Here is a 21134-nt window from a genome sequence, read left to right on the forward strand (position 1 = left end):
CATTCAGGATGCGAGAGGAAAAGAGCGGGTCACGTATTCTGGGCCAGCAGATCGCAAAGCACCGCCGGCAGGGTTTCCGGCAGATCCTCGGCGATCAGCCCGGGACCAAAGCGGCGGGCCGCTTCCACATGCAGCCACGCGCCCGTTGCCGCCGCCGTCTGCGCGTCCATTCCCCGCGCCAGCAACCCCGCGATGAACCCGGCCAGAACGTCCCCCGCCCCCGCCGTGGCAAGCCAGGGCGCGGCGCGTTCCCGCACGGCAGCGTTGACAAGAACAGGGCCGTGCGGGGCGGCGATCACCGTATCCGCCCCCTTGAACAGGATCGTGCAGCCGGCGCGGGCCGCCGCATCCCGCGCCGCGTCGAGTTTGGAAAAGGCCGGGCCGGCCGTGGCACCCGCCGCCAGCCGCTCGGCGATGTCGGGAAAGAGCCGCGCGAATTCGCCGCCATGGGGCGTAAGAACGCAACGGTCATGCAACGCCGCGAAAAGCGCGTCGTCCTGCCCGATCAGCGTCAGGGCGTCGGCATCGAGAACCGTCGCGCGCCGCGCCGCAAGGGCCGTGGCCACCATATCCCGTTCCCGCAGCCCGAGGCTCAGGGCAGGCCCGAGGCAAAGCGCCGTGATGCGCGGATCTTGAAGCATGGACGAAAGGGCGGCGCTGTCCGGAACCGGCCGCAGCATGATGGCATCCAGACGCGCCGCGTTTTCCGCAAGCGCGGCCGGCGGGCAACCGATCGTCACCAGCCCCGCCCCGATCCGCAACGCGCCGCGCGCCGCAAGACGGGCGGCACCGCCCTGCCCCGCCGATCCGCCCAGGACCAGAAGATGGCCAAAGGAAAACTTGTTCGCCATCTCCCGACCGCCCTTGCGCAAGATCTTGGGGGCAACTGCGACCTCTCGCGCGGCCTCGCCTTGCGCGGGATTATCGCCAAGGCCGATGTCGCAGACCAGGACCTTGCCGCAGGCAAGGCCGCCTGCATCGAGCACATGCCCCAGCTTCAGCCTGTGAAAGGTCACTGTCAGATCGGCCGGAATATAGACACCGCCCTCAAGCACCCGGCCGCTGTCGGCGCAGATACCAGACGGGATATCGACGGCCACGACGCGGGGTCGCGGCTGAAGCCCCGCCAGCGGATCGCGCGGCGGGATCAGCGGTCGCGCCAGCCCCGTGCCAAATAGAGCATCAACGATCAGGTCGCAGGGCGGCAGATCATCCTGCGCCAGCGGCGCAACGTCGCCAAGCGCCGTCCAGCGCCTGAAATTCGCGCCCGCATCGGGGGGCAGCCTGTCGGCGTCGCCGTAAAGCCGCACCCCCACCTGCCACCCGCGCCCCTGCAGCAGCCGGGCAATGACAAAGCCGTCGCCGCCGTTATTGCCGGGTCCACATAGAACGACCACGCGGGGCCCGCCCTGCGCGAAGTCAGGAAATTCCCGATCTATTGCAGCGACGACACCGGCCCCCGCACGCTCCATCAGCTCTTGCCCCGTAACCGTTCCGCCCTGAATGGCGGCAGCCTCAATGGCGCGCATTTGGGCAGAAGTGAGAAGTTCGTTCATTTCTTGCTCCAAATGAAATTTTTCATACCGCCGCTTTTGCGGACGCTGTGACTATTTTTTAGGCGGCTCATCGGATTTCGAACGGGCGCCTGCATCGGGTCCACCGTATCCGATTGTCCCCCCTGCGCGGAAGTGGTCTGACGGTTTGCGACGGACAGGCGAGGAGTCGAGCATGAAAAAGATCGAAGCGATCATAAAGCCCTTCAAACTCGATGAGGTGAAGGAAGCGCTTCAGGATGTCGGCGTGCAGGGACTCTCGGTGATCGAGGTCAAGGGTTTCGGCCGTCAGAAGGGCCATACAGAGCTTTATCGCGGCGCCGAATACGTCGTGGACTTCCTGCCCAAGGTCAAGATCGAGGTCGTCCTTGCGGATGATCAGGTCGAAAGCGCCATCGAGGCAATCATTTCCGCGGCGCGCACCGACAAGATCGGGGATGGCAAGATCTTCGTCAGCCCGGTCGAACAGGTGATCCGCATCCGCACCGGCGAAACCGGCGAAGACGCCGTCTGAGATCGGGCCCGCCAGAGGCCCGCAACGCAATGCTCAACGAAAGGGAAGAAGGTTTATGAGCAAGGAACAGGTTCTTTCGCTCCTCAAGGACGAGGAGGTCGAATATGTCGATATCCGTTTCACCGACCCGAAAGGCAAGCTGCAGCACGTGACCGTGGTGGCCGATCTGGTCGACGAGGACTTCCTTGAGGAAGGCTTCATGTTCGACGGCTCGTCCATCTCCGGCTGGAAGTCCATCGACCAGTCCGACATGAAACTGATGCCGGACACGGAAAGCGCCTATATCGACCCGTTCTACGCGGAAAAGACGCTTTGCCTGCATTGCTCGATCGTCGAGCCGGACACCGGTGAGGCCTATGGCCGCGACCCCCGTTCGACTGCGCAGAAGGCCGAGGCCTATCTGAAGTCGTCGGGCATCGGTGATGCCGCCTATTTCGGGCCGGAAGCCGAATTCTTCATCTTCGACGACGTCCGTTTCAGCGTGAAGATGAACAAGGTGTCCTATGAGGTCGACGCGATCGACGGCGCGTGGAACACCGACACGCAGTACGAACAGGGCAACTCGGGCCACCGTCCGGGCATCAAGGGCGGCTATTTCCCGGTCAACCCGATCGACGACGCCCAGGACCTGCGCGGCGAGATGCTCTCGACCATGAAGCGCATGGGCATGAAGGTCGACAAGCACCACCACGAAGTTGCCTCGTGCCAGCATGAGCTCGGGCTGATCTTCGGGACGCTGACCAAGCAGGCCGACGAGATCCAGAAATACAAATACGTCATCCACAACGTGGCCCACGCCTATGGCAAATCGGCAACCTTCATGCCGAAGCCGATCAAGGGCGACAACGGCACCGGGATGCACGTCAACATGTCGATCTGGAAAGACGGCAAGCCGCTCTTTGCCGGCGACAAATATGCTGACCTGAGCCAGGAGGCGCTGTGGTTCATCGGCGGCATCCTGAAGCACGCCAAGGCGCTGAATGCGATCACCAACCCGTCCACCAACAGCTACAAGCGGCTGATCCCGGGCTTCGAGGCTCCGGTTCTGCGGGCTTATTCGGCGCGCAACCGCTCGGGCTGCGTCCGTATTCCGTGGACGGAATCGCCCAAGGCAAAACGTGTCGAGGCCCGTTTCCCCGATCCGTCGGCGAACCCCTACCTCGCCTTCTCGGCGCTGCTGATGGCCGGCCTTGACGGCATCAAGAACAAGATCGACCCGGGCCCGGCCTCGGACAAGGACCTCTACGACCTGCCGCCGGAGGAACTGGCCGAAATCCCGACCGTCTGCGGCAGCCTGCGCGAGGCGCTGGAAGCCCTGGAGGCCGATCACGAGTTCCTGCTGGCCGGCGACGTGTTCACCAAGGACCAGCTGGAAGGTTACATGGCCCTCAAATGGCAAGAGGTCTATGCCTACGAGCACACGCCCCACCCGATCGAGTTCCAGCTTTACTATTCCTGCTGATCCCGGTCCGTTGGACGCGAAAACCGAAACCCCCGCCACTGGCGGGGGTTTTCTGTTGGTGCGGCAACGCTTAGCTTAGGTATCGAAACGCGCGGAACGAAGGAAAGCGGAATGGCCTTGACGGTGCAGGAACAGTTGCTGATCGAGCAGCGCGTCACGAATAACGGAAAGTCCATGATCGTGGCCTACCTGCTCTGGATTTTCACGGGCTGGTTTGGCGGACACCGTTTCTACCTGGGCAAATACCTTTCGGCGATCCTGCTCCTGATCCTGTGGGGCCTTGGCACCTTGCTCACGGTGATCGGCGTCGGCTTCATCCTGCTCGGCATTGCCGGCCTATGGCTGCTGATCGACGCGTTTCTCATCCCGGCGATGGTCAGCACCGCGAATGACGATCTGCGCGCGCGACTGATCCGGGACATGCAGTCCGGCCGGTTCTGAGACGTGGTCCGGGCCCCGGAGTTCGGCAGCATGGGCCGCGAAACAGGAGGCTGAGGCAGCCCCCAAGGCTTGCCGGGCCATCGGTCTTCAAGGCCCGCGCGGCGTTTGAATATTCAGGTTCTGAGATTAATGGCGCGGTTGACGGGGCTCGAACCCGCGACCCCCGGCGTGACAGGCCGGTACTCTAACCGACTGAGCTACAACCGCGCATCATACGTTCGGGCGATCCGGGTGGGTGGCGCGGTTGACGGGGCTCGAACCCGCGACCCCCGGCGTGACAGGCCGGTACTCTAACCGACTGAGCTACAACCGCGTGTCCACCCGTCCGGATCGCCCCGAACGTGCGAGGGTAATATGCAGACCCGTGGGCAACGTCAAGCGCATCTGACGCGATTTTTCGACCCGCAGACGAAATTCGCATGACGCTCAGGCGCGGGCATCCGGGCCGCGTCGCCATGGCTCGAATATCTGGAACGCCACCGCCCTGCCCTTGGGCGTGAGGTGCAGATCCTGGCCCTGACGTTCCACAAGCCCCCGGTCGAGACCGTAAAGGATCACGCGCCGGGCCTGCCCTTCGGACCATGACAGGTGGTCGTGCAGGGCGCGGACGGTGTTTTCTTCGCCCGCCTCGGGGCTGTTCTCGTGATTGTAGAGATGGGCCACAAGCGACCGCCCGTCGTTTTCCTGTCGCTGGCGGTTGCGCCGCAGGATCAGGGCGATGGCCCCGTGGCGCGGCCCCAGCGCCCAGGCGGCGATCAGGAAGGCCCCGGTCGAAAGCGCCATCATCCCGCCGATCGAGACATTCCAGCGGATCGCCAGAAGATAGCCGGAAAGGCTGCTTGCCACCGCGATGCCCACCGCGATCAGGATGACGATGCCAAGCCTGTCCGTCAGCATCAGCGCCGCCGCCGGCGGAACGACGATGAAGGCAAGGAAAAGGACGACACCGACTGCATCGAAGCTCGCGACGGCCGTCGCGCTGGTCAGGCCAAGCAGCAGGTAGAACATCACCCCCGGCATGAACCCGAGCGCATGGGCCAGCGCGGCGTCAAAGCAGGAGAGCTTGAGCTCCTTGTAGCACAGCGTGACGAAGCACAGGTTGACGACCAGCAGTGTGCCCACCGCCAGCATGGCCCGGGGCACGGCATAGGCCCCGATCTGCACCGTATCGAGCCAGACAAAGCCGATCTCGCCCAGCAACACCGCATGTTCGTCGATATGCACATTCCGCGCGTTCAGACTGACGAGCAGCACCCCCAGCGCAAAGAGCGCCGGAAAGACCAGCCCGATCGCGGCGTCCATCCGCACCAGCCGCGACCGTTCCAGCGCCCCGGTCAACAGCACCGACCCAAGGCCCGCAAGCGCCGCCATGGCAAGAACCAGCGGGCCCGAGGTATGGCCGCTGATCATCCAGGCGATGACGATCCCCAGCAGGATCGAATGACTGATCGCGTGGGTCAGCATCGCCGCGCCCCGCAGCAGCAGGAACACCCCCAACAGTGCCGCCGCCACCCCGACAAGGGCGCCGGTTCCCACGATCATCGCACCGAGATTGCCGAAAAACCACTCAAGCATTCCAGGCCCCCGTCGGCAGTTCCGCAGCGCGGGCGCGGCCCTCGGGCGTGATCTCCCAATGGCGCTGCGCGTCGGGGCCATGGGGCACCTGCCGGATCAGGCCCTCGGCCTCCAGCCGGGCCAGGGCGCGCCGCGGCGGCGTCCCGTGATAGGCGCGCAAGAGCCCCTCGTCGCTGCGGAAGCCGGGCGCGTCGTGGTCCCGTGCCAGCCGGTCGAGCGTCAGGAGAACGCGCCCCGCCTCCAGCCGCCGGGCGGCCCGCCAGTCCCGCAGGGCGCGCCACAGGATGCCGCGCCCCGGCGCAAGCAGCACCGACACCAGCACGATGGCCGACGCGGCAAGCACGATCAGCGGACCCGTGGAAAGACCCCGCGCGCCTGCGCTGATCCCAGCACCCGTGATCCCCGCCGCGATCCCGAAAGCCGCCGAGAGCAGCACCATCGGCCCCAGCCGGTCGACCCATTGCCGGGCCGCCGCCGCCGGCGCGATGATCATGGCGGTCATCAGCACGACGCCCACCATCTGCAAGCCCACGACGATGGCAAGCGCGATCATCACCGTCAGTGCAAGATCGAGCGCCAGCACCGGCAGGCCCAGCGTGCGGGCATAAAGCGGATCGAAGGTCGCCAGCTTGAACTCTTTCCAGAAGAGCCCGACAAGCAACAGCGCGACCGCCGTGACGCCCCCCATGACCGGCAGGTCTGACCGGAGCATCGCCGCCGCCTGCCCGAAAAGGAAACTGTTGAGCCCCGCCTGCCCCGCGCCCTGCGTGGTCTGGATATAGGTCAAGAGCACGACGCCGCCCGCAAAGAACAGCCCCAGCACGATCCCCAGCGCCGCGTCCGCACGCAGGCGCGTCGTCCGCCCGATGACCAGCACCATAATCGCCGCCGCCGTCCCGGACAGGAAGGCCCCGGTCAGGATCGCGCCCAGATCCCGGGTGCCAGCCACCAGAAACCCGAGGCATATGCCGGGCAAGGCCGCGTGAGACAGCACATCGCCCATCAGGCTTTGCCCGCGCAGGACGGCGAAGCTTCCCAGCACGCCGCTGATGATGCCCAACAGAACCGCCCCGGCCAGAACCGTCTGCAGCGTGTAGTCCTGCAGGAACAGCGGCAGCGTCATGGCGCCCCGTCCGGCCCCAGAAGGGCGATTTGCCCGCCATAGGTACGGCGCAGGTTTTCCGCGGTATAGACGGTGTCGACCGGCCCCTGTGCGATCACGCGCACGTTGAGCATCACGAGCCAGTCGAAATAGACCCGCACCGTCTGAAGGTCGTGATGCACCACGACGATCGTCTTGCCCGCATCCCGGAGCCCCTTGAGCAGCGCGACGATGGCACGCTCGGTCGTGGCATCCACCCCGGCCATCGGTTCATCCAGAAAATAGATGTCGGCATCCTGCACCAGCGCCCGCGCAATAAAGACGCGCTGCTGCTGCCCGCCCGAAAGCTGGCTGATCTGCCGGTCGGCAAAGTCGCGCATCCCGACCTGTTCGAGGGCCGCCATCGCCTCGGCCCGCTCTTTGCGGCCGGGGCGGCGGAACCAGCCCAGCCGCCCGTAAAGCCCCATCAGGACCACGTCGACGACGGTGGTCGGGAAATCCCAGTCGACGCTCGACCGCTGAGGCACATAGCCGACGCGCCGGCGCATCGTGCCATAACGCGCCCCGAAAAAGCGGATATGCCCCGCCACCGGACGCACGAGCCCCAAGGCCGACTTGATCAGCGTCGATTTCCCGGCGCCGTTCGGCCCGACGACTGCGGCCATGACCCCCGGCGGGATATCGAGGTCGATATCCCAAAGGACGGGCATCCGGTGATAGGTGACGGTCAGATCCTCGATATGCAGCGCGAGACCGGGTTCGTGCAGCGCCTGTTCGTTCTGATGCAGGGTGGGCATCGTGTCATGCTCCTTCGGGCCAAGGATGCGTTGCCTGTCAGGGATTGCCAAGCCCCTGCCCGGCGGCCCAGGGTCCAAGGGCGTCAGGCCATGGTGCGGGGGTGCCGCCCAACGCCTCGGTGATGCGGATCGTGTTCGCGCGAATCATGCCGATATAGGTGCCCTCGGGCGTGCCGGTCTCGCCCATCGCGTCGGAATAGAGCGTGCCGCCCAGCGCCACCTCATGCCCCCGGTCGCGCAGGGCGGCCCGCAGCGCCTCGATGCTGCGCGGGTTGATGGTGCTTTCGACAAAGACCGCCGGCACCTGACGCGCCGCCACCAGATCGGCTGTGTCGCGGATGTCGGCGATGCTCGTTTCCGTCTCGGTCGAGATGCCCTGAAGCGAGACCTCCTGAATATCGTAAGCCCGTGCGAAATAGCCAAACGCGTCATGGGCGGTGACGAGTGCGCGCTGTTCGGGTGGAATCGACGCGATGCTTGACCTGACCCAGTCATCGAGCGCCGCGAGTTCGCCGGCATAGCCCTCCGGCGCGGCGGCGCATCCAAGATCACCCAGAAACCCCGACACAGCCGGGATCGCCCGGGCCCAAAGCGCGACATCCATCCAGATATGCGGATCAACGCCATAGGCATCGTCGGTGCGGATCAGGTTCTCGCCCTCGTCCAGCCCCTCGCCCACGCCCAGCGTTGCGCGATCCGCGCCCAGACGGCCAAGAATGGCACCAAGCCGTCCCTCCAGCCCCAGGCCGACATAAAGGATTGCATCCGCCTGCTGAAGCCGCGCGACATCTGCGGCCGTCGGCTGATAAAGATGCGGGTCGATTCCCGGCCCCATCAACGCCTCGACCTCGGCGCAACCGTCCGAGAGGTTGTCGACCATGTCGGCCAGCATTCCGACCGTCGCCAGAACCCTTGGCCGTTCCTGCGCCGCACCGGGCAGCGCCATGGCCGCGACCAATGTCCCCGCCAGACCTGCCGTCCGAAACCGATTCATCCGCACCCTCCGTCAGCCGATGACCAACAGATAGCGGCACCGCCATGAAATGCAACTGCAAATCATTATCATTTTTGTGACGGCACAATTTCCTCTTGCCACCGCGCGATGATCGCCGTAGAGAAGCCCCCGGAGTGCGGGCGTAGCTCAGGGGTAGAGCATAACCTTGCCAAGGTTGGGGTCGAGGGTTCGAATCCCTTCGCCCGCTCCAGTTTTCTTCAAGAAAGTCAAATGCTTAAAGAGCGCCCTTGGGGCGCTTTTTGCTTACACGGCCTGTGCGACCGCTATGTGTAAGCAGTATGTAAGCACGAGAATGGGCGTTTTCGGATATGGCAGCGTAGTTTTGGCGCCCACCACGCCTTCTCGGCAAGACGATCCGCTGTCTGCAGGACACGACCACTGGCTCCTTCGATCGAAGAAGGCACGATCTGCTCATCGAATCGCAGATGCCTGCTACACTTGGGCTGGCGGTTCCAGAGTGCGGAATCATTGCCGATCGCTTGGAGGCCGTCCTGTCCAAGGCGACCGACGTTGCCGAAGCCAGCTGGTAGCGATGGTTGCGGGAGGGCGCAACCATCTTTACTTGCGGTCCCACGAAGGCCGCCCCATGAGGCCAACCGACGTGCCCGAAATTGCCAAGCAGATAAAGGTCATCGGGGCCTCCGGCGGCCGATTGTACGCGCTGTTCCGGGTAGCAGCGTAGATGCTCTGGCGGGCAACGTTCAAGCGTGTTGCGCACCGGAATTGGTCCGGTCCTTGAGACGACATTGGAAGCCAACCCCTCCGACGACGAAAGCCGTGGCGAGGTAGGCGGCGAGGACCGCGTGGACGGGCCGTATAGAAGGCCTGGGTCGAAGGAGGTTGCCCAGTTTGGTCCGGGTCGGAACCGGCCGTTCTCGGGTTTCGAAGCCGGTCGCGTCGCCGCCTTTTTTATCTATTCAACTAACCATGTAACTGTGTAATCGTATTGCGTCAGGCGGCGCGCCATACGACAAACACGTAAGTGACGCTTTCGAGACCACGGCTTCGATGAACGACGTATCGATCCGCATACCTCCCCCGACCCTGCGTATGGGCGACGCCGCTCCTGATTTCGAGGCCCGTTCCACCCAAGGTCCGATCCGGCTTTCCGACTACAAGGGCCGGTGGCTGGTGTTCTTTGCGCACCCGGCGGACTTCACGCCGGTCTGCACCACAGAGTTCGTGGCGCTCGCCAAAGCGCACGATCGTTTCGCTGCGCTCGATTGCGCACTTCTCGGTCTGTCGGTCGACAGCCTCTATGCGCATCTCGCCTGGGCCCGCTCCATACGTGAGCTCTTTTCGGTGGAAATCCCGTTTCCGGTGATCGAGGACCCGTCCATGCTCGTCGGTCGCACCTACGGTATGATCGACGAGACGGCGGAGAACAGCGCGGGAGTTCGGGCGAGTTACTTCATCGACCCGGAGGGCGTCATCCGGGCGATCACGCACTATCCGCTGACCATCGGACGTTCGGTCGACGAGATGCTGCGGATGGTGGCGGCGCTGCAGGCCACCCATTCCGGCGAGAAGCTTGCTCCGGCTGATTGGCAGCCGGGGCAGCCGCTTCTCCTGCCGGCCGATGAAAAGGCGCAGCACGAATCCGACTGGTTCTGCCGGAGAGATGGATGAAGGCGCTATGGCAGTCCCGGGCGCAAGCCGAGGCCGCGGCCGACAAGCTGCGCAAGTTCGCGCAATCGCAACGGTTGATGATCCTGTCCCTTCTCCTCGAAGGGGAAAAGTCGGTGACGGAAATGGACGCGGCAACCGGCATCGGGCAGCCAGCGCTCAGCCAGCAGCTCGCCGAGCTCCGCAAGGCTGAGCTGGTCACGACGCGTCGTCAGGCCAAGCAGGTCTATTACAGCCTTGCCGGCGAACCCGTTGTTTTGTGCGTGCGCAGCATCGAGGCGGTATTCGGCGCCGGCAATCCTGAACAAATGCTTCTCAAGATGACGCGGCCGGAAGCGAGTCAGAAACGAGAGCATGTGATCGAGGGCGCCGCCAACTTCGCGCGACTGCGTTGACGGATCATCGATCCTTGACCGGCTCTTAAGCTTGCGGGCTCACCTGCTCGTCCTGGGTACGTCGGCTGGCGATCTTCGCGAAGATTGGAACCGAGTATCTCGCATCTTGTCGGTGACGAAGCTCTATTCGCAGGCCGCCCACGAAGCGGCACTCTAACCGCGCCTAACCAACGGCTCGTCGCAGAGTTCTGCGGACTGGGGCGCCGCTTTTGCCGGCACGGCGGACGTTCCTGATAGTTCTAAGCGCAAGCTGTTGAACGCGACCGACGACGAACTCGCGAGCATGGCGAGCGCCGCCAGGGAAGGAGACAGCGTGCCTGCAATTGCCAACGGAACGGCCAACAGGTTGTAGACGATGGCGAGGCCCAGGTTTTGTCGGGTGATTGATACCGTGCGACGGGCAAGCGCGATCGCAGACACGAGCTGATCGATGCCGCCTTTGACGATGACCACGTCCGCGGTTCGCGCAGCGGCGCTATGGGCACCGGCAACGGAAATGCCGCAATCGGCGGCGGCGAGCGCCGGAGCGTCGTTAACGCCATCCCCGACGAAGAGAACAGGAGCGGTTGCGGCTTTCACGAGCTCGACCTTGTCTGCCGGCGTGCAGCCGTAACGGACGCGGGGCGCGGGAATACCGAGAGCCTTCGCGACCCGCAACGTCGGACCGCCGCCGTCTCCGGACGCAATCCACATGTCGATACCCATCTCCCGGAACCGGTCGACGGTCCCGCGCGCTTGGCCGGTGGGAGCATCGGCGAGGCCGAGGGAGCCGATGACGACATCGTCGAGGCTCACGGCAAGCGAGGTCATGCCGTCGTCGCGATCGATTCCATAGACGCTGATGCAACGACCGTCGCGATCCCTTGCCTCGGCGCTGCGTTCCCGCCGCGTCCCGCCCGCGCCTTCTTCACGGCCGTGTCGTGCGACGATCGCCCGCGCCAGAGGATGATCGATCCCGGTTTCGGCAATTGCAGCAAGCCGCAGCACATCGTCTTTGCTCCAGCCCTTGGCAGCAGCGACCTCAACCACTGAGGGGAGGCCTGTGGTCAGAGTACCCGTCTTGTCGAAGATGGCTGTTGCCGGCTGGGCGAGCGATTCAAAAGCGACAGGATCCCGGAGCCGCAGGCCGAGTCTCGCCGCGATGCCGGCCGCGCGCGCCTGTGCAAGCGGCGCGGCGATCGACAAAGCGCACGGGCAGGCTGCGGCAAGCACCGTCAGCCCCCTCAGAATGGCGTCTGCTCCCGCGACCCCTGCGAGCGGCAGCGTGACCGCAGTGAGCAGCGCCAATCCCGGGATTCCCCAGCTCAGCACGCCGGCGAGACGGTCGGCGCGTGAGGCGAGCGTGCCGCGCCGGGCAAGCTCCAGCATGATCGCGCCGCCCATACGATCAAGGTCGCGATCTCCATGGGCACGGTCGACCGAAACGATGAGGCGCCTTTCGAGATTGATCGCGCCCGCCTCGACGCGTTGCCCGGCGCCGACCGGAAGCGGATGGCTTTCACCTGTCAGGACCGCGCGGTTGATGAGGCTCCGGCCCTCCTGGATGATCCCGTCGACACTGATCGCCGCGCCGGCGTCGATGACGACCCGATCGCCGATCTCGACCTCACTGCATGGGACAACTTTGTTCCCCGAAGCGGTGCGTCTTACGGCCGTCTCCACGGAAGCCTCTTCGAGAGCCTTCAACGCATCGATTGCGCTGCGCCTGGTGATCAGATCGACGAGACGCCCGAGAAGGAGAAGCGTGATCAGCATTGTCGCGGTGTCGAAATAGACATGCGATGATCCGGACGCGAGTGACACCAGAGAGAGAGCAAATGCGCCGCCGGCGCCCAAGGCGATCAGCAGATCCATGGTGGGCGTACGCAGTCGGACTGATCGGAAGGCCATCCAGAAGATGCCAGCTCCCGCCCAGAGCAGGACCGGCAGCGCCAGGACGCCGGAGGCGAGCGCGATCCACCAGGCGACTGTCGCATCGATGTCGGAGACGTAGAGTACGACGGCGAGCGCCATCGACCACATCCCTGCCATCACGGCGACGGCAAGGCGAAGGCTCAGCCGGCGAATATCTCCAGAAAGCATTGCCGATAGTTCGTCGGGCTGATGCCGGTCGACCAGGGCATACCCGGCGCTCGAGACGACGGACGCGATCTTGGCGATCGATGTCCTCGCCTCGTCCCAATCGACCAGCATGGATGCGGTCAGATGGTGGACGCCGACGCTGTTGACGCCTTCGAGTTGGCTGAGACGCTTTTCCAGCCCGCGCGCGCAGCCGCCGCATGCCATGCCCTCGACCGCGACGAGCCGGCGCATGGCGGTCAGTCCACGGCGCCGACCGGCCGCACCGGATCGGGGGTGCCGACGCCCAGAAGCACGCCGTTGACGACCTGTCCGTAATAGATCTCATCGCCATCGTGGTAGAGTCGGCGCGTTTCCTCGATCGTGCGCCCCTGCTGTCTCGCATCCTTCGGACGCTCGAAGCTGTTGATATAGGCGGCGACGTCCCACGCCTCCTGATCGGTCAGCCGGCCGGGCTGGGACAATGGCATGTTGTGCTTGATGAAGGCCGCAGCCGTGTCGATGCGGGCCATGCCGGCACCCCAATTGTAGGAATTCGGACCCCAGAGCGGCGGAAAGACATAGCGATCGTTGATGTCCATCTGGCCCTGACCCTCGGCACCGTGGCAGACGGCGCAGTTGGCCGCGAACACTTGGGCGCCGCGCTCGGGAGAGTAGCCGAGCTCGGTCCTGGCCACTCTGCCAAATCCGGCGCCGCTCATCAGCTCGTTGTTGGGGGCGCCGCTGGCAAGCCAGTAGAAGTAGCTTTGAAGATCGCGATAGATGTCATCGCCATGCGGCGGAGGCCCACCGGCAACCGAGTGTTGGGCGTTCATGGAGAAGGTGAAGCACCCTTGCACGCGATCTTCCATCGTGTTGATCTGGTTGTTCTTCGACCGGTAGCGGGGATACTGGCCCCAGGCAGCCCACATCGGGGCGGAGAATGGCTGGCGGCCGGCGCCGAGATGGCAGTTCGAACAGGACAGGCCGTTGCCCACATATTGGGATGCATTGGTCGAGGTGTTCATGAAGATCGCCTGCCCCCGACGGATGGCGGCGCCGAACTCGTCGTCGGGAATCTGGTCGTCGGCCGGAGGCTGGAAGAAGCCAGCCGTGGCAGGCCCGGCGACTTGCTGCGACGTTTGTCGTCCTGGGATGATGCCGCTTTCGTAGGCGAGCGCTCCCAGGGCGGCGGCGATGATGCCAGCGCCGGCTGCGTGGATCCACCATCGTGCAATCCGCCCTCTCTGAGGATCGGCTGGTTTGGCGGCAAGGCTCTCCGCAGGCTCTGTCATGGATGTTCTCCGATTTCCGCGATCTGGGTGTCGTCTCCTGCTGGCACTGGAGGGAGGGAGGCGAGGTAGTCGGCCACGGCCCTTCGATCGGCGTCGCTGAGTTCGCGTGAGATCCGCCCCATCAGATCGAGCGGAGAATTGTTGCGACGGCCCCCGGCCCATGCCGCAAGCTGGCTCGCGGTGTAGGCGGCATGCTGGGCGGCGATCGGCGGGAATTCGGGTGCGACGCCGAAGCCGGAGGGCCCATGACAGGAGAAGCAGGCCGGGACGTTGCGGCTCCAGTCGCCATGAAGCGCGAGAGCCTCGCCGCGCGCGAGGCTCCCGCCGAGATCGGGCCGGGCGTTCGATGGCACGCGTAGCGCGGCGTAATAGTCGCCGAGCTGGCGCTTTTCCTCATCGGACAGCGAGGCCACGATCAACCGCATGGATTCGTTGAGGCGACGGCCCGCCGCGAAGTCGCCGAGCTGCTTGACGATGTAATCGGCGGAAAGGCCGGCGAGGCGCGGGGTATTCTCCTTGCCCTGGCCGAGATCGCCGTGACAGCTTGCGCAAGCCCATTGCTCGCCGCGGCCGGTGAAGACCAGCGCGGACACTTCCGGGGTGAGCGACACGGCGGTCGCAGGGACGAAGGCCGGCTGATGGCCCAGATCGAGGTCGGTGGACGACGCAATCTCGGCCCCGCCCTTGAAGCTGCCGCTGCCGGCGACACGATCGCGCAGCATGGCCACATCCGGAGCGTTGAGACTGTCGGACGACGTGCCGAAGCGACGTGCGACATAGGTTGCGAGCTCGCCGATTTCGACATCCGCGAGCACACTGGAGAAGCTCGGCATGTGCCCGTTGAAGACATGGTCGCCAACACGGATCGGTCCATCAATGCCGCGCAGCAGGATCGTTGCGACAAGCTCCGGCCCGTGAGCGACGAAGGCAGAGCCGGCAAGCGGAGGGATGGCGCCGCGCACGCCCAAGCCGTCCGGCTGATGACATGTCGAGCACCGGGCGAGGAAGAGCGGCGCGCCGGGTTCAGTCGCCACGCCGGTTTCCGTATGGCTTCGAGCGACGCGCTCCGCCTGAGCGCCAACAACGTCCTCTCGCGTCTCGAACAGCGTGGCAACGCCCCAGAGACCGAGTCCGACGGCGAACGCGATCAGCGGCCATGGCATCTTGCCGTGCAGTTCGTAGGGCTCGAAGGTTTCGTCGATGCGAGAAGAGCGCTCCGCTTCCTGCTTTTTGTCAGCGGTCATGGCGTGCCCTCCGGACGGCGGTAGCCATCGTCGCGAATGGCGTCGGCGGGCGCCGGATAGGTACGGTCGAGGGACAGCAGGTAGGCGGTGAGATCAAGCGCGTCCTGCTTGGCGACGATAACGCCTGCTTCGGGCCCAAAGCCGGAAGGCATGGAGACGACAACGTCGCCGGGATCGGGGGCACCCTTGACCTCGAAGAGGAAAGGATAGGCCGGCATGATGCTCCAGTCGAAGATGGCGCGCGGCTGATAGAGATGGGCCAGGTGCCAGTCCCGTGACGGCAGTCTTGCGCCGACGTTCAGGAGATCGGGTCCGGTGCGCATTGTCCCGAGCTGATGGGGCGCATCGTAGGTGTAATCCGCGGCAATGGCCGGACGTCCCCAGCCCCGTGCGCCGTCGGGCGCCTGGTCGGGCGATCGCGGTTGCTGGCTGTGACAGTAGACGCAGCCGAGCGACACGTAGACCTGGCGGCCGCGCAATTGCTGCTCGGTATAGGGCTCCAGACCAGGCGGAGCGTCGTGACGGCCGATCTGGATGCCCGGCGCGATGACAAGCAGCAAGGTTGCGAAAGCCAGGATGCCGAGCGCGATGATCGAAAGGGGAAGATAGCGGTTCATTCGGCGGGCACCACGCGTGCGGCCGCCGATGCCCGGCGCGGAATGAGGATGGCGGCGACATTGACGGCGAAGAGGATGTGGCCAAGCGTCATAAGGCTGCCGCCGAGACTGCGCGCCTCGAGATAAGGGATCGTGAGGATGACGCTGTCAGAGAACGGGCGTGTCGCATCGAGCATGGCGAGGCCCTGCAGCACGCCGCCGATCGAAAGCCCGAAGAAGTAGATCGCGAAGCCGACGACGATCAGCCAGAAATGCGCGTTGATCAGAGCCGGCCACAGGAAGGCCCGGCCGGTCATGCGCGGCAGCATGTGATAGGCCGCGCCGAACATGACGATCGTCACGAAGGCGTAGGCTCCGAGATGGGCGTGCCCGACCGTATAGTGCGTGAAATGCGTGACCGTGTTGACCGAGCGCAGCGCCTCGATCGAACCCTGGAACGAGGCCAGCGTATACATGACGGCGCCGAAGGATATGAAACGCAACGGCAGCGATTCTTTCAGGGCCCAGAGATTGCGGGCGACCGTGACATGCTGGTTGATGGCCACCGCGATCACCGGGATGAACATCATCACCGAATGAACGATGGAGAGCGTCACGACCCAGGTCGGCACCGGTCCGCCGATCAGATGATGGATGCCCACCTGGCTGTAGAAGAGTGCGAGGCCCCAGAATCCAAGCAGTGAGACGGAATAGGAATAGATCGGTTTGCCGATGATTTTCGGAATGAAGTAGTAGGCTGTTCCCACGCCGAGCGGCGTCAGCCAGAGGCCCAGCACATTGTGAGCGAACCACCAGTTCACCGTGGCCTCTTCGACGCCCGAATGGATGGGCAGGTTTGCAATGACGAAGAGACAGGGGAACCAGAGGATTCCCGCGAGGAAGTACCAGCCGCTCACATAGATGTGGTGGACCTCCCGGGCGAGCGTCGTCTTCACCAGCGGGATGACGAAGAAGACGCCGGCCAGCGCCAGCAGCATGTCGAGCTGCCAGGGAATTTCCAGCCACTCCTCGCCATCCGTCCAGCCGTTGGCGATCGCGACGGCTCCCAGCGCCACGGCGATGTTCCAGAGGACCGCTCCGATGATCGGCATCCGGGGCGCGCGCAGCGGCGTGTGGAAGATGCGCGGCAAAATCCAGATCATCGCGGCGATGCCGGCCTGCGACAGCCACCCGTAGATGACAAGGTTGAGGTGTAGCGTGCGGACGCGGCCGAAGGTGAGCGGTGCGTAGGCGGAAAGCCAGTCCGGCCAATGCAGCTTCAGCGAGGCGATGAGGCCGAAGGCCGAACCGACGAGCAGCCATAGGGTGGCCGCGACGAGAAGGACGGCCGCCGGCCTCATGGAGATGTGGTCGATGCCGGTGGTGACGGTGTCGAAGTAATGTCGCCTGGCGGGTGATTGCTCGGCGTCGGGGCTGTCGAGGTGGTTCTCGTCGCCCGCGGCGAAGATCACCTTGGCGTCTTGCTGGTCGAGCTTGATCTGCTTGTTGCTGATCGCCCAGATCAGGAACGCGAGCGCGAGCAGCGACACGGCGAAGCTCAACGCCAACAACAGTCCCATCGTCACCATGCGCTAACCCCTCCCCCTTTGCGGCCTGGCTCTTGCGGCAGGCGCATGGGGTCAGCGCTCGGAAACCAAGCTTAAGGCAACCTTAAGAAACCAGGTTCAGCCTTGAAAAAGACATGTTCTAATAACGCGCGTCCTTCGGCTTGTTGCCTGTGGGCCAGTCGTGCACTTTTCCGGCGAAATCGGGACGGGGCATGTGGGTGAAGTATTCCGAAACATCGACGGCATCCTGATCGGAGAGGACGCCGCCCGTTCCGAGCGGTGGTATCAGGTTCATGGCCGGCGGCATCGCATATTTGACGAACTGCGCCGCCTTGTAAGTTCTCGCCATGCCGGCGCCGATATTGAACGATTCGTCACCCCAGAGCGGCGGGAAGATATAGTTGCCGGACTGGTCTTTCATGCCCTGCCCATTGGCGCCATGGCATGAGGCGCACTGGGCGGCGTAGATCGCCTGGCCTCTCTCGGGATCCGGTATCAGGGTGTCGTCGATCGGCCCGGCGTTGCGGACCGCAACCCTGGCGCCTTTGGCCACGTCCTGCCGCAACCAGTCCATATAGGCGACCATTGCCTGCATTTCGGAGCTGTCCTCTGCGAGAGGCTTGCCGTTCATCGATCGCTGGAAGCAGCCGTTGATGCGCGTGACGAGATCGACCGCGCGCCCGGCGCGGGGCATGACGGCGGGATAGAAATTGCTTGTATTGATGTAGGTGTTGGCGTCGGAGAGCTTGCCTTGAGCCATGTGGCAGGAGTTGCAGTTGAGCCCGTTGCCGACATTGATGGGAAGCAGGCGCGCGGTTTCGTTCAGCAGCCGCTTGCCAAGCATGATGGCAACCGCATTCGGCTCTTGCGCGATCGAACTGTCCGGCGGAATGCGATAGTCGCCGATGCGGGCGCCGGTAGCGTCCAGGATCGCGATTGCGTCGTTAACCGGGGCATCCAGCGTGCGCTGGTGCGTTAGCGCAAATATGCCGGCCGCTGCGGTGATCGCCACGATCGCGATCCCGGTCAAGATGAGGGAGCGGTTGGTCATTCTTGTTCTCCCGGTACGTAGTGCTTCGGCTTTCGCGCGATCTCATGACGCATGCGCGAGATGTCGGCCTCGGTGATCTCGCTGCCGTGATTGCCCCAGCCATTGCGGATGAAGTTCAGCATCGCCGCGACCTCGCGGTTCGTCAGGTGAGCGAAGCCGGGCATGGTGAAGGCCATGGTGTCATGCGGGGTGCGGGGCATGCGCCCGCCGGCAAGCGTCACCTGGATGAGGGAGCTTGGATCATCGGCAAAGACCATCGAGTTTCCGGCGAGCGCCGGATAGATGCGCGGCGCGCCCTTGCCGTCCATCCGGTGGCAGGTCGCGCAGTGCTCGACGTAGGACATGGCGCCGGGGGCGCTGAAATCGCCGGCCTTGAGGGCCGCGGTGGTGAGATCCTCCTTCGGCTGCCATGTCGGGCTGCGTCCGTCGCGGGCGTTCAGCGATTTGAGGTAGGTGGCGATCGCCGTCAGGTCGTCGGCCGCAAGATACTGGGTGGAATGCTCAACGACATCGGACATCGAGCCGAAGGCCGCCGTCTTGGCATTGCGGCCAGTCTTCAGGAAATCGACGATCTCATCGACCGTCCAGGTCGACAGGCCAGTGTCTTCATCGCGAAGGTTCTTGGCGTACCAGCCCTCCAGGACGGAGCCCGACAGAAATCGGCTGTTCGGGCCATCGGCGAGGGCCGTTTCCTGAAACGCGATGCCGCGTGGCGTATGGCAGGCGCCGCAATGGGCGAGGCCCTCGACAAGATAGGCGCCGCGCACGAGCTGCGGATCGGTGGTCGTCGCGGCAAAGTCGCGGGGCTGGGCGAATATGAGCTGCCACCAGGCAAGCGGCCAGCGCATGCTGAGCGGCCAAGGCATGGTGGTCGGCTGGTTGTCCTGCCGGACCCCTTCGACGCTCGACATGAAGTAGGCGTAGAGCGCCTTGATGTCCTCGTCCTTGACGACAGCATAGGAGACGTAGGGCATGGCGGGGTAGAGGTGCGTGCCGTCGGGCCGGATGCCTTTTCGTACGGCCCGCTCGAAGTCGCCGTAGCTGTAGCCGCCGATACCCGTTTGAGCATCGGGCGTGATGTTGGTCGAATATATCGTGCCCATCGGCGTCTGCATGCCGAGGCCGCCGGCGAAGGGTTTGCCGCCAGGGGCGGTGTGGCAAGCGATGCAGTCGCCTGCGCGCGCGAGATACGCGCCCTGGCGGATCAGGGCGGCATCGGTGACGTCGACATGCGCCTCGGCCTTCGGCTTGAACCAATAGGGGGTGGAAATCGCGAAGGCATAGGAGATTCCAAGTCCGCAGATCGCGAATAGCGCCAGCTTGATGAACAGTTTCACGATCCGCCCCATTACTTTCAGTAATTATGTAAGTATCATGAGCGACCCAACGCACGCGTTGATCTCAATCAAGCTCCCGCATGTCTTGAAACCGGTATCGATGTCAGGCGAACGGGCGCAGGCGCCGGACGAGGTCACTCGCTCGAAAGGCTCCGACGGATCGCGTGCCTGAGAATTCACGTCCGCTCGCAGTCTGCACGACGAAGAGCGTTGGGGGCCCGTCGGCGCGCAGGTATCGAAGGAGCTCGCGGCTGGACTGGCCCATTCTGGTCACGTCGACCTTGATCAGCGCAATTCGCTCCATGGCTCGCCGGACGCCGGGGTCCGGGAGGATCTTCTGATCAATGGTCTTGCAGAAGGCGCACCATTCCGCGCCAATGTCGACGAGCGCGGTCCGGTAGCGCGGAGCGAGGCGTGCAAGACCGCCTCGGTATTGGTCGAGGTTGGTGACGGTCAGGACCGCGGCCCCGGCAGGAACGGCAAGGCTGGTAGCGGCCGCGACGCTGAGAGCTCCGATCAGGAGCTGACGCCGCGTTGCGACGATCGCGGACCGGGACGGACGATGACCGCAGGCACCCGCGCCCTGATCGTTCCGGTGAATGTCTGCCAGCTTCCAGGTCGAAATCAGCATCTGTGGCTCTCCGTTGTTCGAGGCAACGGTGAGTTCCCGTCTTAAGGCAGGCTTAAGGTGGCCCTGACGTTTGAGCGTTCTGAACCGGAATGATTCGGAAGGCTGAGAGACAATTGAGTAAAACGACACTTTCCAGGCCGCTGGCACGGCGCGCATTTCTGGTCGGCGCCAGCGCCTTTACACTGGCGGGCTGCGTATCGACACGCCAGCCGGTCCCGATGATGGCGCCAGTTGTCAAGGTCGAGCCGGAACCCGCGGTTCCGCTGATGTATACGGCGATGCCGAACGAGCCGTTCCCCATTCCCGAGGTCGACGTCTCCCAGGTCGATCGCCGCTTCTGGCGGACGGAGGTCGACTATCCGACAGAGGAGGGGCCAGGAACGCTGATCGTCGATACGCCTGGCAAGTACCTCTACCATGTGAAGCCGGAGGGCCGCGCGACGCGTTATGGCATCGGCGTCGGCCGCGAAGGCTTTGCATGGTCGGGGCGCGCGATCGTCGCCTATAAGCGCAAATGGCCGCGTTGGACGCCGCCCGACAGCATGGTCGCCCGCCAGCCCGAGCTGGAGCCGTACAGCATCGCAAATGGCGGAATGGACCCCGGACTCAACAACCCGCTTGGCTCGCGCGCGCTTTACATTCATGAAGGCGGGCGCGACACGCTCTATCGGCTGCACGGCACGCCTGAGGCCTTTTCGATCGGCCATGCCGTCTCGTCCGGCTGCATCCGGCTGCTCAATCAGGATGTCATCCATCTCCATGACGAGGTTCGCGATGGCAGCCCGATCGTCGTCATCCCCGACCCAATGATGTCGTATCTGGCGGTTGGCTAGGTGGCGCCCGATGCGCGATGACGTCACGAGCTACGACATCG

19 protein-coding genes and 3 tRNA genes are annotated in these 21134 nt (G+C 64.4%); 7 read left to right on the forward strand and 15 right to left on the reverse strand.

From position 1 onward, the window contains the following. Positions 1-29 precede the first annotated feature (29 nt). A complete protein-coding gene (locus ACFSGJ_RS20090; RefSeq protein WP_390265962.1) occupies positions 30-1556 on the reverse strand; it encodes an NAD(P)H-hydrate dehydratase in 1527 nt (508 codons plus the stop codon). 172 nt (positions 1557-1728) lie between these two features. Between ACFSGJ_RS20090 and ACFSGJ_RS20095 the strand changes: the two genes are divergently transcribed. From ACFSGJ_RS20095 to ACFSGJ_RS20105, 3 genes are all read left to right on the forward strand, one after another. Next, entirely contained in the window at positions 1729-2067 is a 339-nt protein-coding gene (locus ACFSGJ_RS20095; RefSeq protein ID WP_390265964.1) for a P-II family nitrogen regulator, read from the forward strand. A gap of 55 nt (positions 2068-2122) precedes the next feature. Beyond that, complete coding sequence (glnA, locus tag ACFSGJ_RS20100; protein ID WP_390265966.1) at positions 2123-3529, forward strand: type I glutamate--ammonia ligase; 1407 nt, start codon at positions 2123-2125, stop codon at positions 3527-3529. Positions 3530-3640: 111 nt separating this feature from the next. Then, the gene (locus ACFSGJ_RS20105; protein ID WP_390265968.1) at positions 3641-3970 is read left to right on the forward strand and encodes a TM2 domain-containing protein; all 330 of its coding nucleotides are present in this window, start codon (positions 3641-3643) and stop codon (positions 3968-3970) included. A 130-nt stretch (positions 3971-4100) separates the two neighbouring features. On the opposite strand, the gene ACFSGJ_RS20110 is transcribed toward ACFSGJ_RS20105, so the two are convergent. The 6 genes from ACFSGJ_RS20110 to ACFSGJ_RS20135 form a co-directional block, all read right to left on the reverse strand. Then, positions 4101-4177: transfer RNA gene (locus tag ACFSGJ_RS20110), tRNA-Asp, on the reverse strand. Positions 4178-4206: 29 nt separating this feature from the next. After that, a tRNA-Asp gene (locus ACFSGJ_RS20115) sits at positions 4207-4283 on the reverse strand. 113 nt (positions 4284-4396) lie between these two features. Next, complete coding sequence (locus tag ACFSGJ_RS20120; protein WP_390265970.1) at positions 4397-5545, reverse strand: metal ABC transporter permease; 1149 nt, start codon at positions 5543-5545, stop codon at positions 4397-4399. Then, positions 5538-6668 (reverse strand): metal ABC transporter permease, encoded by a 1131-nt coding sequence (locus ACFSGJ_RS20125; RefSeq protein WP_390265972.1) that lies wholly within the window; start codon positions 6666-6668, stop codon positions 5538-5540. Before ACFSGJ_RS20125 ends, ACFSGJ_RS20120 begins: the two co-directional genes overlap by 8 nt. Further along, entirely contained in the window at positions 6665-7444 is a 780-nt protein-coding gene (locus ACFSGJ_RS20130) for a metal ABC transporter ATP-binding protein (RefSeq protein WP_390265974.1), read from the reverse strand. The genes ACFSGJ_RS20125 and ACFSGJ_RS20130 overlap by 4 nt, the downstream gene beginning before the upstream one ends. A gap of 37 nt (positions 7445-7481) precedes the next feature. Further along, positions 7482-8438: a metal ABC transporter solute-binding protein, Zn/Mn family gene (locus tag ACFSGJ_RS20135; protein WP_390265976.1), complete on the reverse strand. Its 957-nt coding sequence runs from the start codon at positions 8436-8438 to the stop codon at positions 7482-7484. Between the two features lie 136 nt (positions 8439-8574). Between ACFSGJ_RS20135 and ACFSGJ_RS20140 the strand changes: the two genes are divergently transcribed. The 3 genes from ACFSGJ_RS20140 to ACFSGJ_RS20150 all read left to right on the forward strand — a co-directional run bounded on the left by ACFSGJ_RS20140 (position 8575) and on the right by ACFSGJ_RS20150 (position 10480). Continuing rightward, a tRNA-Gly gene (locus ACFSGJ_RS20140) sits at positions 8575-8649 on the forward strand. Positions 8650-9467: 818 nt separating this feature from the next. Next, the gene (locus ACFSGJ_RS20145; protein ID WP_246373343.1) at positions 9468-10088 is read left to right on the forward strand and encodes a peroxiredoxin; all 621 of its coding nucleotides are present in this window, start codon (positions 9468-9470) and stop codon (positions 10086-10088) included. Continuing rightward, entirely contained in the window at positions 10085-10480 is a 396-nt protein-coding gene (locus ACFSGJ_RS20150; RefSeq protein WP_183319107.1) for an ArsR/SmtB family transcription factor, read from the forward strand. Before ACFSGJ_RS20145 ends, ACFSGJ_RS20150 begins: the two co-directional genes overlap by 4 nt. A 153-nt stretch (positions 10481-10633) precedes the next feature. Here ACFSGJ_RS20150 and ACFSGJ_RS20155 read toward each other — a convergent pair whose 3' ends face one another. The 8 genes from ACFSGJ_RS20155 to ACFSGJ_RS20190 all read right to left on the reverse strand — a co-directional run bounded on the left by ACFSGJ_RS20155 (position 10634) and on the right by ACFSGJ_RS20190 (position 20260). Then, positions 10634-12793, reverse strand: coding sequence for a heavy metal translocating P-type ATPase (locus ACFSGJ_RS20155; RefSeq protein WP_183319105.1), 2160 nt, complete (start codon positions 12791-12793; stop codon positions 10634-10636). Positions 12794-12798: 5 nt separating this feature from the next. Further along, on the reverse strand, positions 12799-13833 hold the full coding sequence (locus ACFSGJ_RS20160; protein ID WP_183319103.1) for a c-type cytochrome: 1035 nt from the start codon (positions 13831-13833) through the stop codon (positions 12799-12801). After that, positions 13830-15077, reverse strand: coding sequence for a c-type cytochrome (locus tag ACFSGJ_RS20165; protein WP_183319101.1), 1248 nt, complete (start codon positions 15075-15077; stop codon positions 13830-13832). Before ACFSGJ_RS20165 ends, ACFSGJ_RS20160 begins: the two co-directional genes overlap by 4 nt. After that, the gene (locus ACFSGJ_RS20170) at positions 15074-15694 is read right to left on the reverse strand and encodes a cbb3-type cytochrome c oxidase subunit II (protein WP_183319099.1); all 621 of its coding nucleotides are present in this window, start codon (positions 15692-15694) and stop codon (positions 15074-15076) included. Before ACFSGJ_RS20170 ends, ACFSGJ_RS20165 begins: the two co-directional genes overlap by 4 nt. After that, positions 15691-17262, reverse strand: coding sequence for a cbb3-type cytochrome c oxidase subunit I (locus ACFSGJ_RS20175; protein WP_183319097.1), 1572 nt, complete (start codon positions 17260-17262; stop codon positions 15691-15693). Before ACFSGJ_RS20175 ends, ACFSGJ_RS20170 begins: the two co-directional genes overlap by 4 nt. A gap of 118 nt (positions 17263-17380) precedes the next feature. Beyond that, positions 17381-18292: a c-type cytochrome gene (locus ACFSGJ_RS20180; RefSeq protein ID WP_183319095.1), complete on the reverse strand. Its 912-nt coding sequence runs from the start codon at positions 18290-18292 to the stop codon at positions 17381-17383. Further along, positions 18289-19629, reverse strand: coding sequence for a c-type cytochrome (locus ACFSGJ_RS20185; protein ID WP_342640510.1), 1341 nt, complete (start codon positions 19627-19629; stop codon positions 18289-18291). Before ACFSGJ_RS20185 ends, ACFSGJ_RS20180 begins: the two co-directional genes overlap by 4 nt. Positions 19630-19732: 103 nt before the next feature. After that, a complete protein-coding gene (locus tag ACFSGJ_RS20190; RefSeq protein WP_342640509.1) occupies positions 19733-20260 on the reverse strand; it encodes a thioredoxin family protein in 528 nt (175 codons plus the stop codon). A gap of 89 nt (positions 20261-20349) precedes the next feature. On the opposite strand from ACFSGJ_RS20190, the gene ACFSGJ_RS20195 reads away from it, so the two are divergent. Next, positions 20350-21093 (forward strand): L,D-transpeptidase, encoded by a 744-nt coding sequence (locus tag ACFSGJ_RS20195; RefSeq protein ID WP_183319010.1) that lies wholly within the window; start codon positions 20350-20352, stop codon positions 21091-21093. The last annotated feature ends 41 nt before the right edge of the window (positions 21094-21134 follow it).

This window comes from Halodurantibacterium flavum (assembly GCF_042681825.1).
In the GTDB taxonomy this organism is placed as follows: domain Bacteria; phylum Pseudomonadota; class Alphaproteobacteria; order Rhodobacterales; family Rhodobacteraceae; genus Halodurantibacterium; species Halodurantibacterium flavum.

Coding starts and splice junctions, on each gene's coding strand:
- ACFSGJ_RS20195 (WP_183319010.1), top strand. CDS start 20,350: ATGATTCGGAAGGCTGAGAGACAATTGAGTAAAACGACACTTTCCAGG.
- ACFSGJ_RS20145 (WP_246373343.1), top strand. CDS start 9,468: ATGAACGACGTATCGATCCGCATACCTCCCCCGACCCTGCGTATGGGC.
- ACFSGJ_RS20190 (WP_342640509.1), bottom strand. CDS start 20,260: ATGCTGATTTCGACCTGGAAGCTGGCAGACATTCACCGGAACGATCAG.
- ACFSGJ_RS20160 (WP_183319103.1), bottom strand. CDS start 13,833: ATGACAGAGCCTGCGGAGAGCCTTGCCGCCAAACCAGCCGATCCTCAG.
- ACFSGJ_RS20130 (WP_390265974.1), bottom strand. CDS start 7,444: ATGCCCACCCTGCATCAGAACGAACAGGCGCTGCACGAACCCGGTCTC.
- glnA (WP_390265966.1), top strand. CDS start 2,123: ATGAGCAAGGAACAGGTTCTTTCGCTCCTCAAGGACGAGGAGGTCGAA.
- ACFSGJ_RS20170 (WP_183319099.1), bottom strand. CDS start 15,694: ATGAACCGCTATCTTCCCCTTTCGATCATCGCGCTCGGCATCCTGGCT.
- ACFSGJ_RS20150 (WP_183319107.1), top strand. CDS start 10,085: ATGAAGGCGCTATGGCAGTCCCGGGCGCAAGCCGAGGCCGCGGCCGAC.
- ACFSGJ_RS20090 (WP_390265962.1), bottom strand. CDS start 1,556: ATGAACGAACTTCTCACTTCTGCCCAAATGCGCGCCATTGAGGCTGCC.
- ACFSGJ_RS20165 (WP_183319101.1), bottom strand. CDS start 15,077: ATGACCGCTGACAAAAAGCAGGAAGCGGAGCGCTCTTCTCGCATCGAC.
- ACFSGJ_RS20105 (WP_390265968.1), top strand. CDS start 3,641: ATGGCCTTGACGGTGCAGGAACAGTTGCTGATCGAGCAGCGCGTCACG.
- ACFSGJ_RS20125 (WP_390265972.1), bottom strand. CDS start 6,668: ATGACGCTGCCGCTGTTCCTGCAGGACTACACGCTGCAGACGGTTCTG.
- ACFSGJ_RS20175 (WP_183319097.1), bottom strand. CDS start 17,262: ATGGTGACGATGGGACTGTTGTTGGCGTTGAGCTTCGCCGTGTCGCTG.
- ACFSGJ_RS20095 (WP_390265964.1), top strand. CDS start 1,729: ATGAAAAAGATCGAAGCGATCATAAAGCCCTTCAAACTCGATGAGGTG.
- ACFSGJ_RS20180 (WP_183319095.1), bottom strand. CDS start 18,292: ATGACCAACCGCTCCCTCATCTTGACCGGGATCGCGATCGTGGCGATC.
- ACFSGJ_RS20120 (WP_390265970.1), bottom strand. CDS start 5,545: ATGCTTGAGTGGTTTTTCGGCAATCTCGGTGCGATGATCGTGGGAACC.
- ACFSGJ_RS20135 (WP_390265976.1), bottom strand. CDS start 8,438: ATGAATCGGTTTCGGACGGCAGGTCTGGCGGGGACATTGGTCGCGGCC.
- ACFSGJ_RS20155 (WP_183319105.1), bottom strand. CDS start 12,793: ATGCGCCGGCTCGTCGCGGTCGAGGGCATGGCATGCGGCGGCTGCGCG.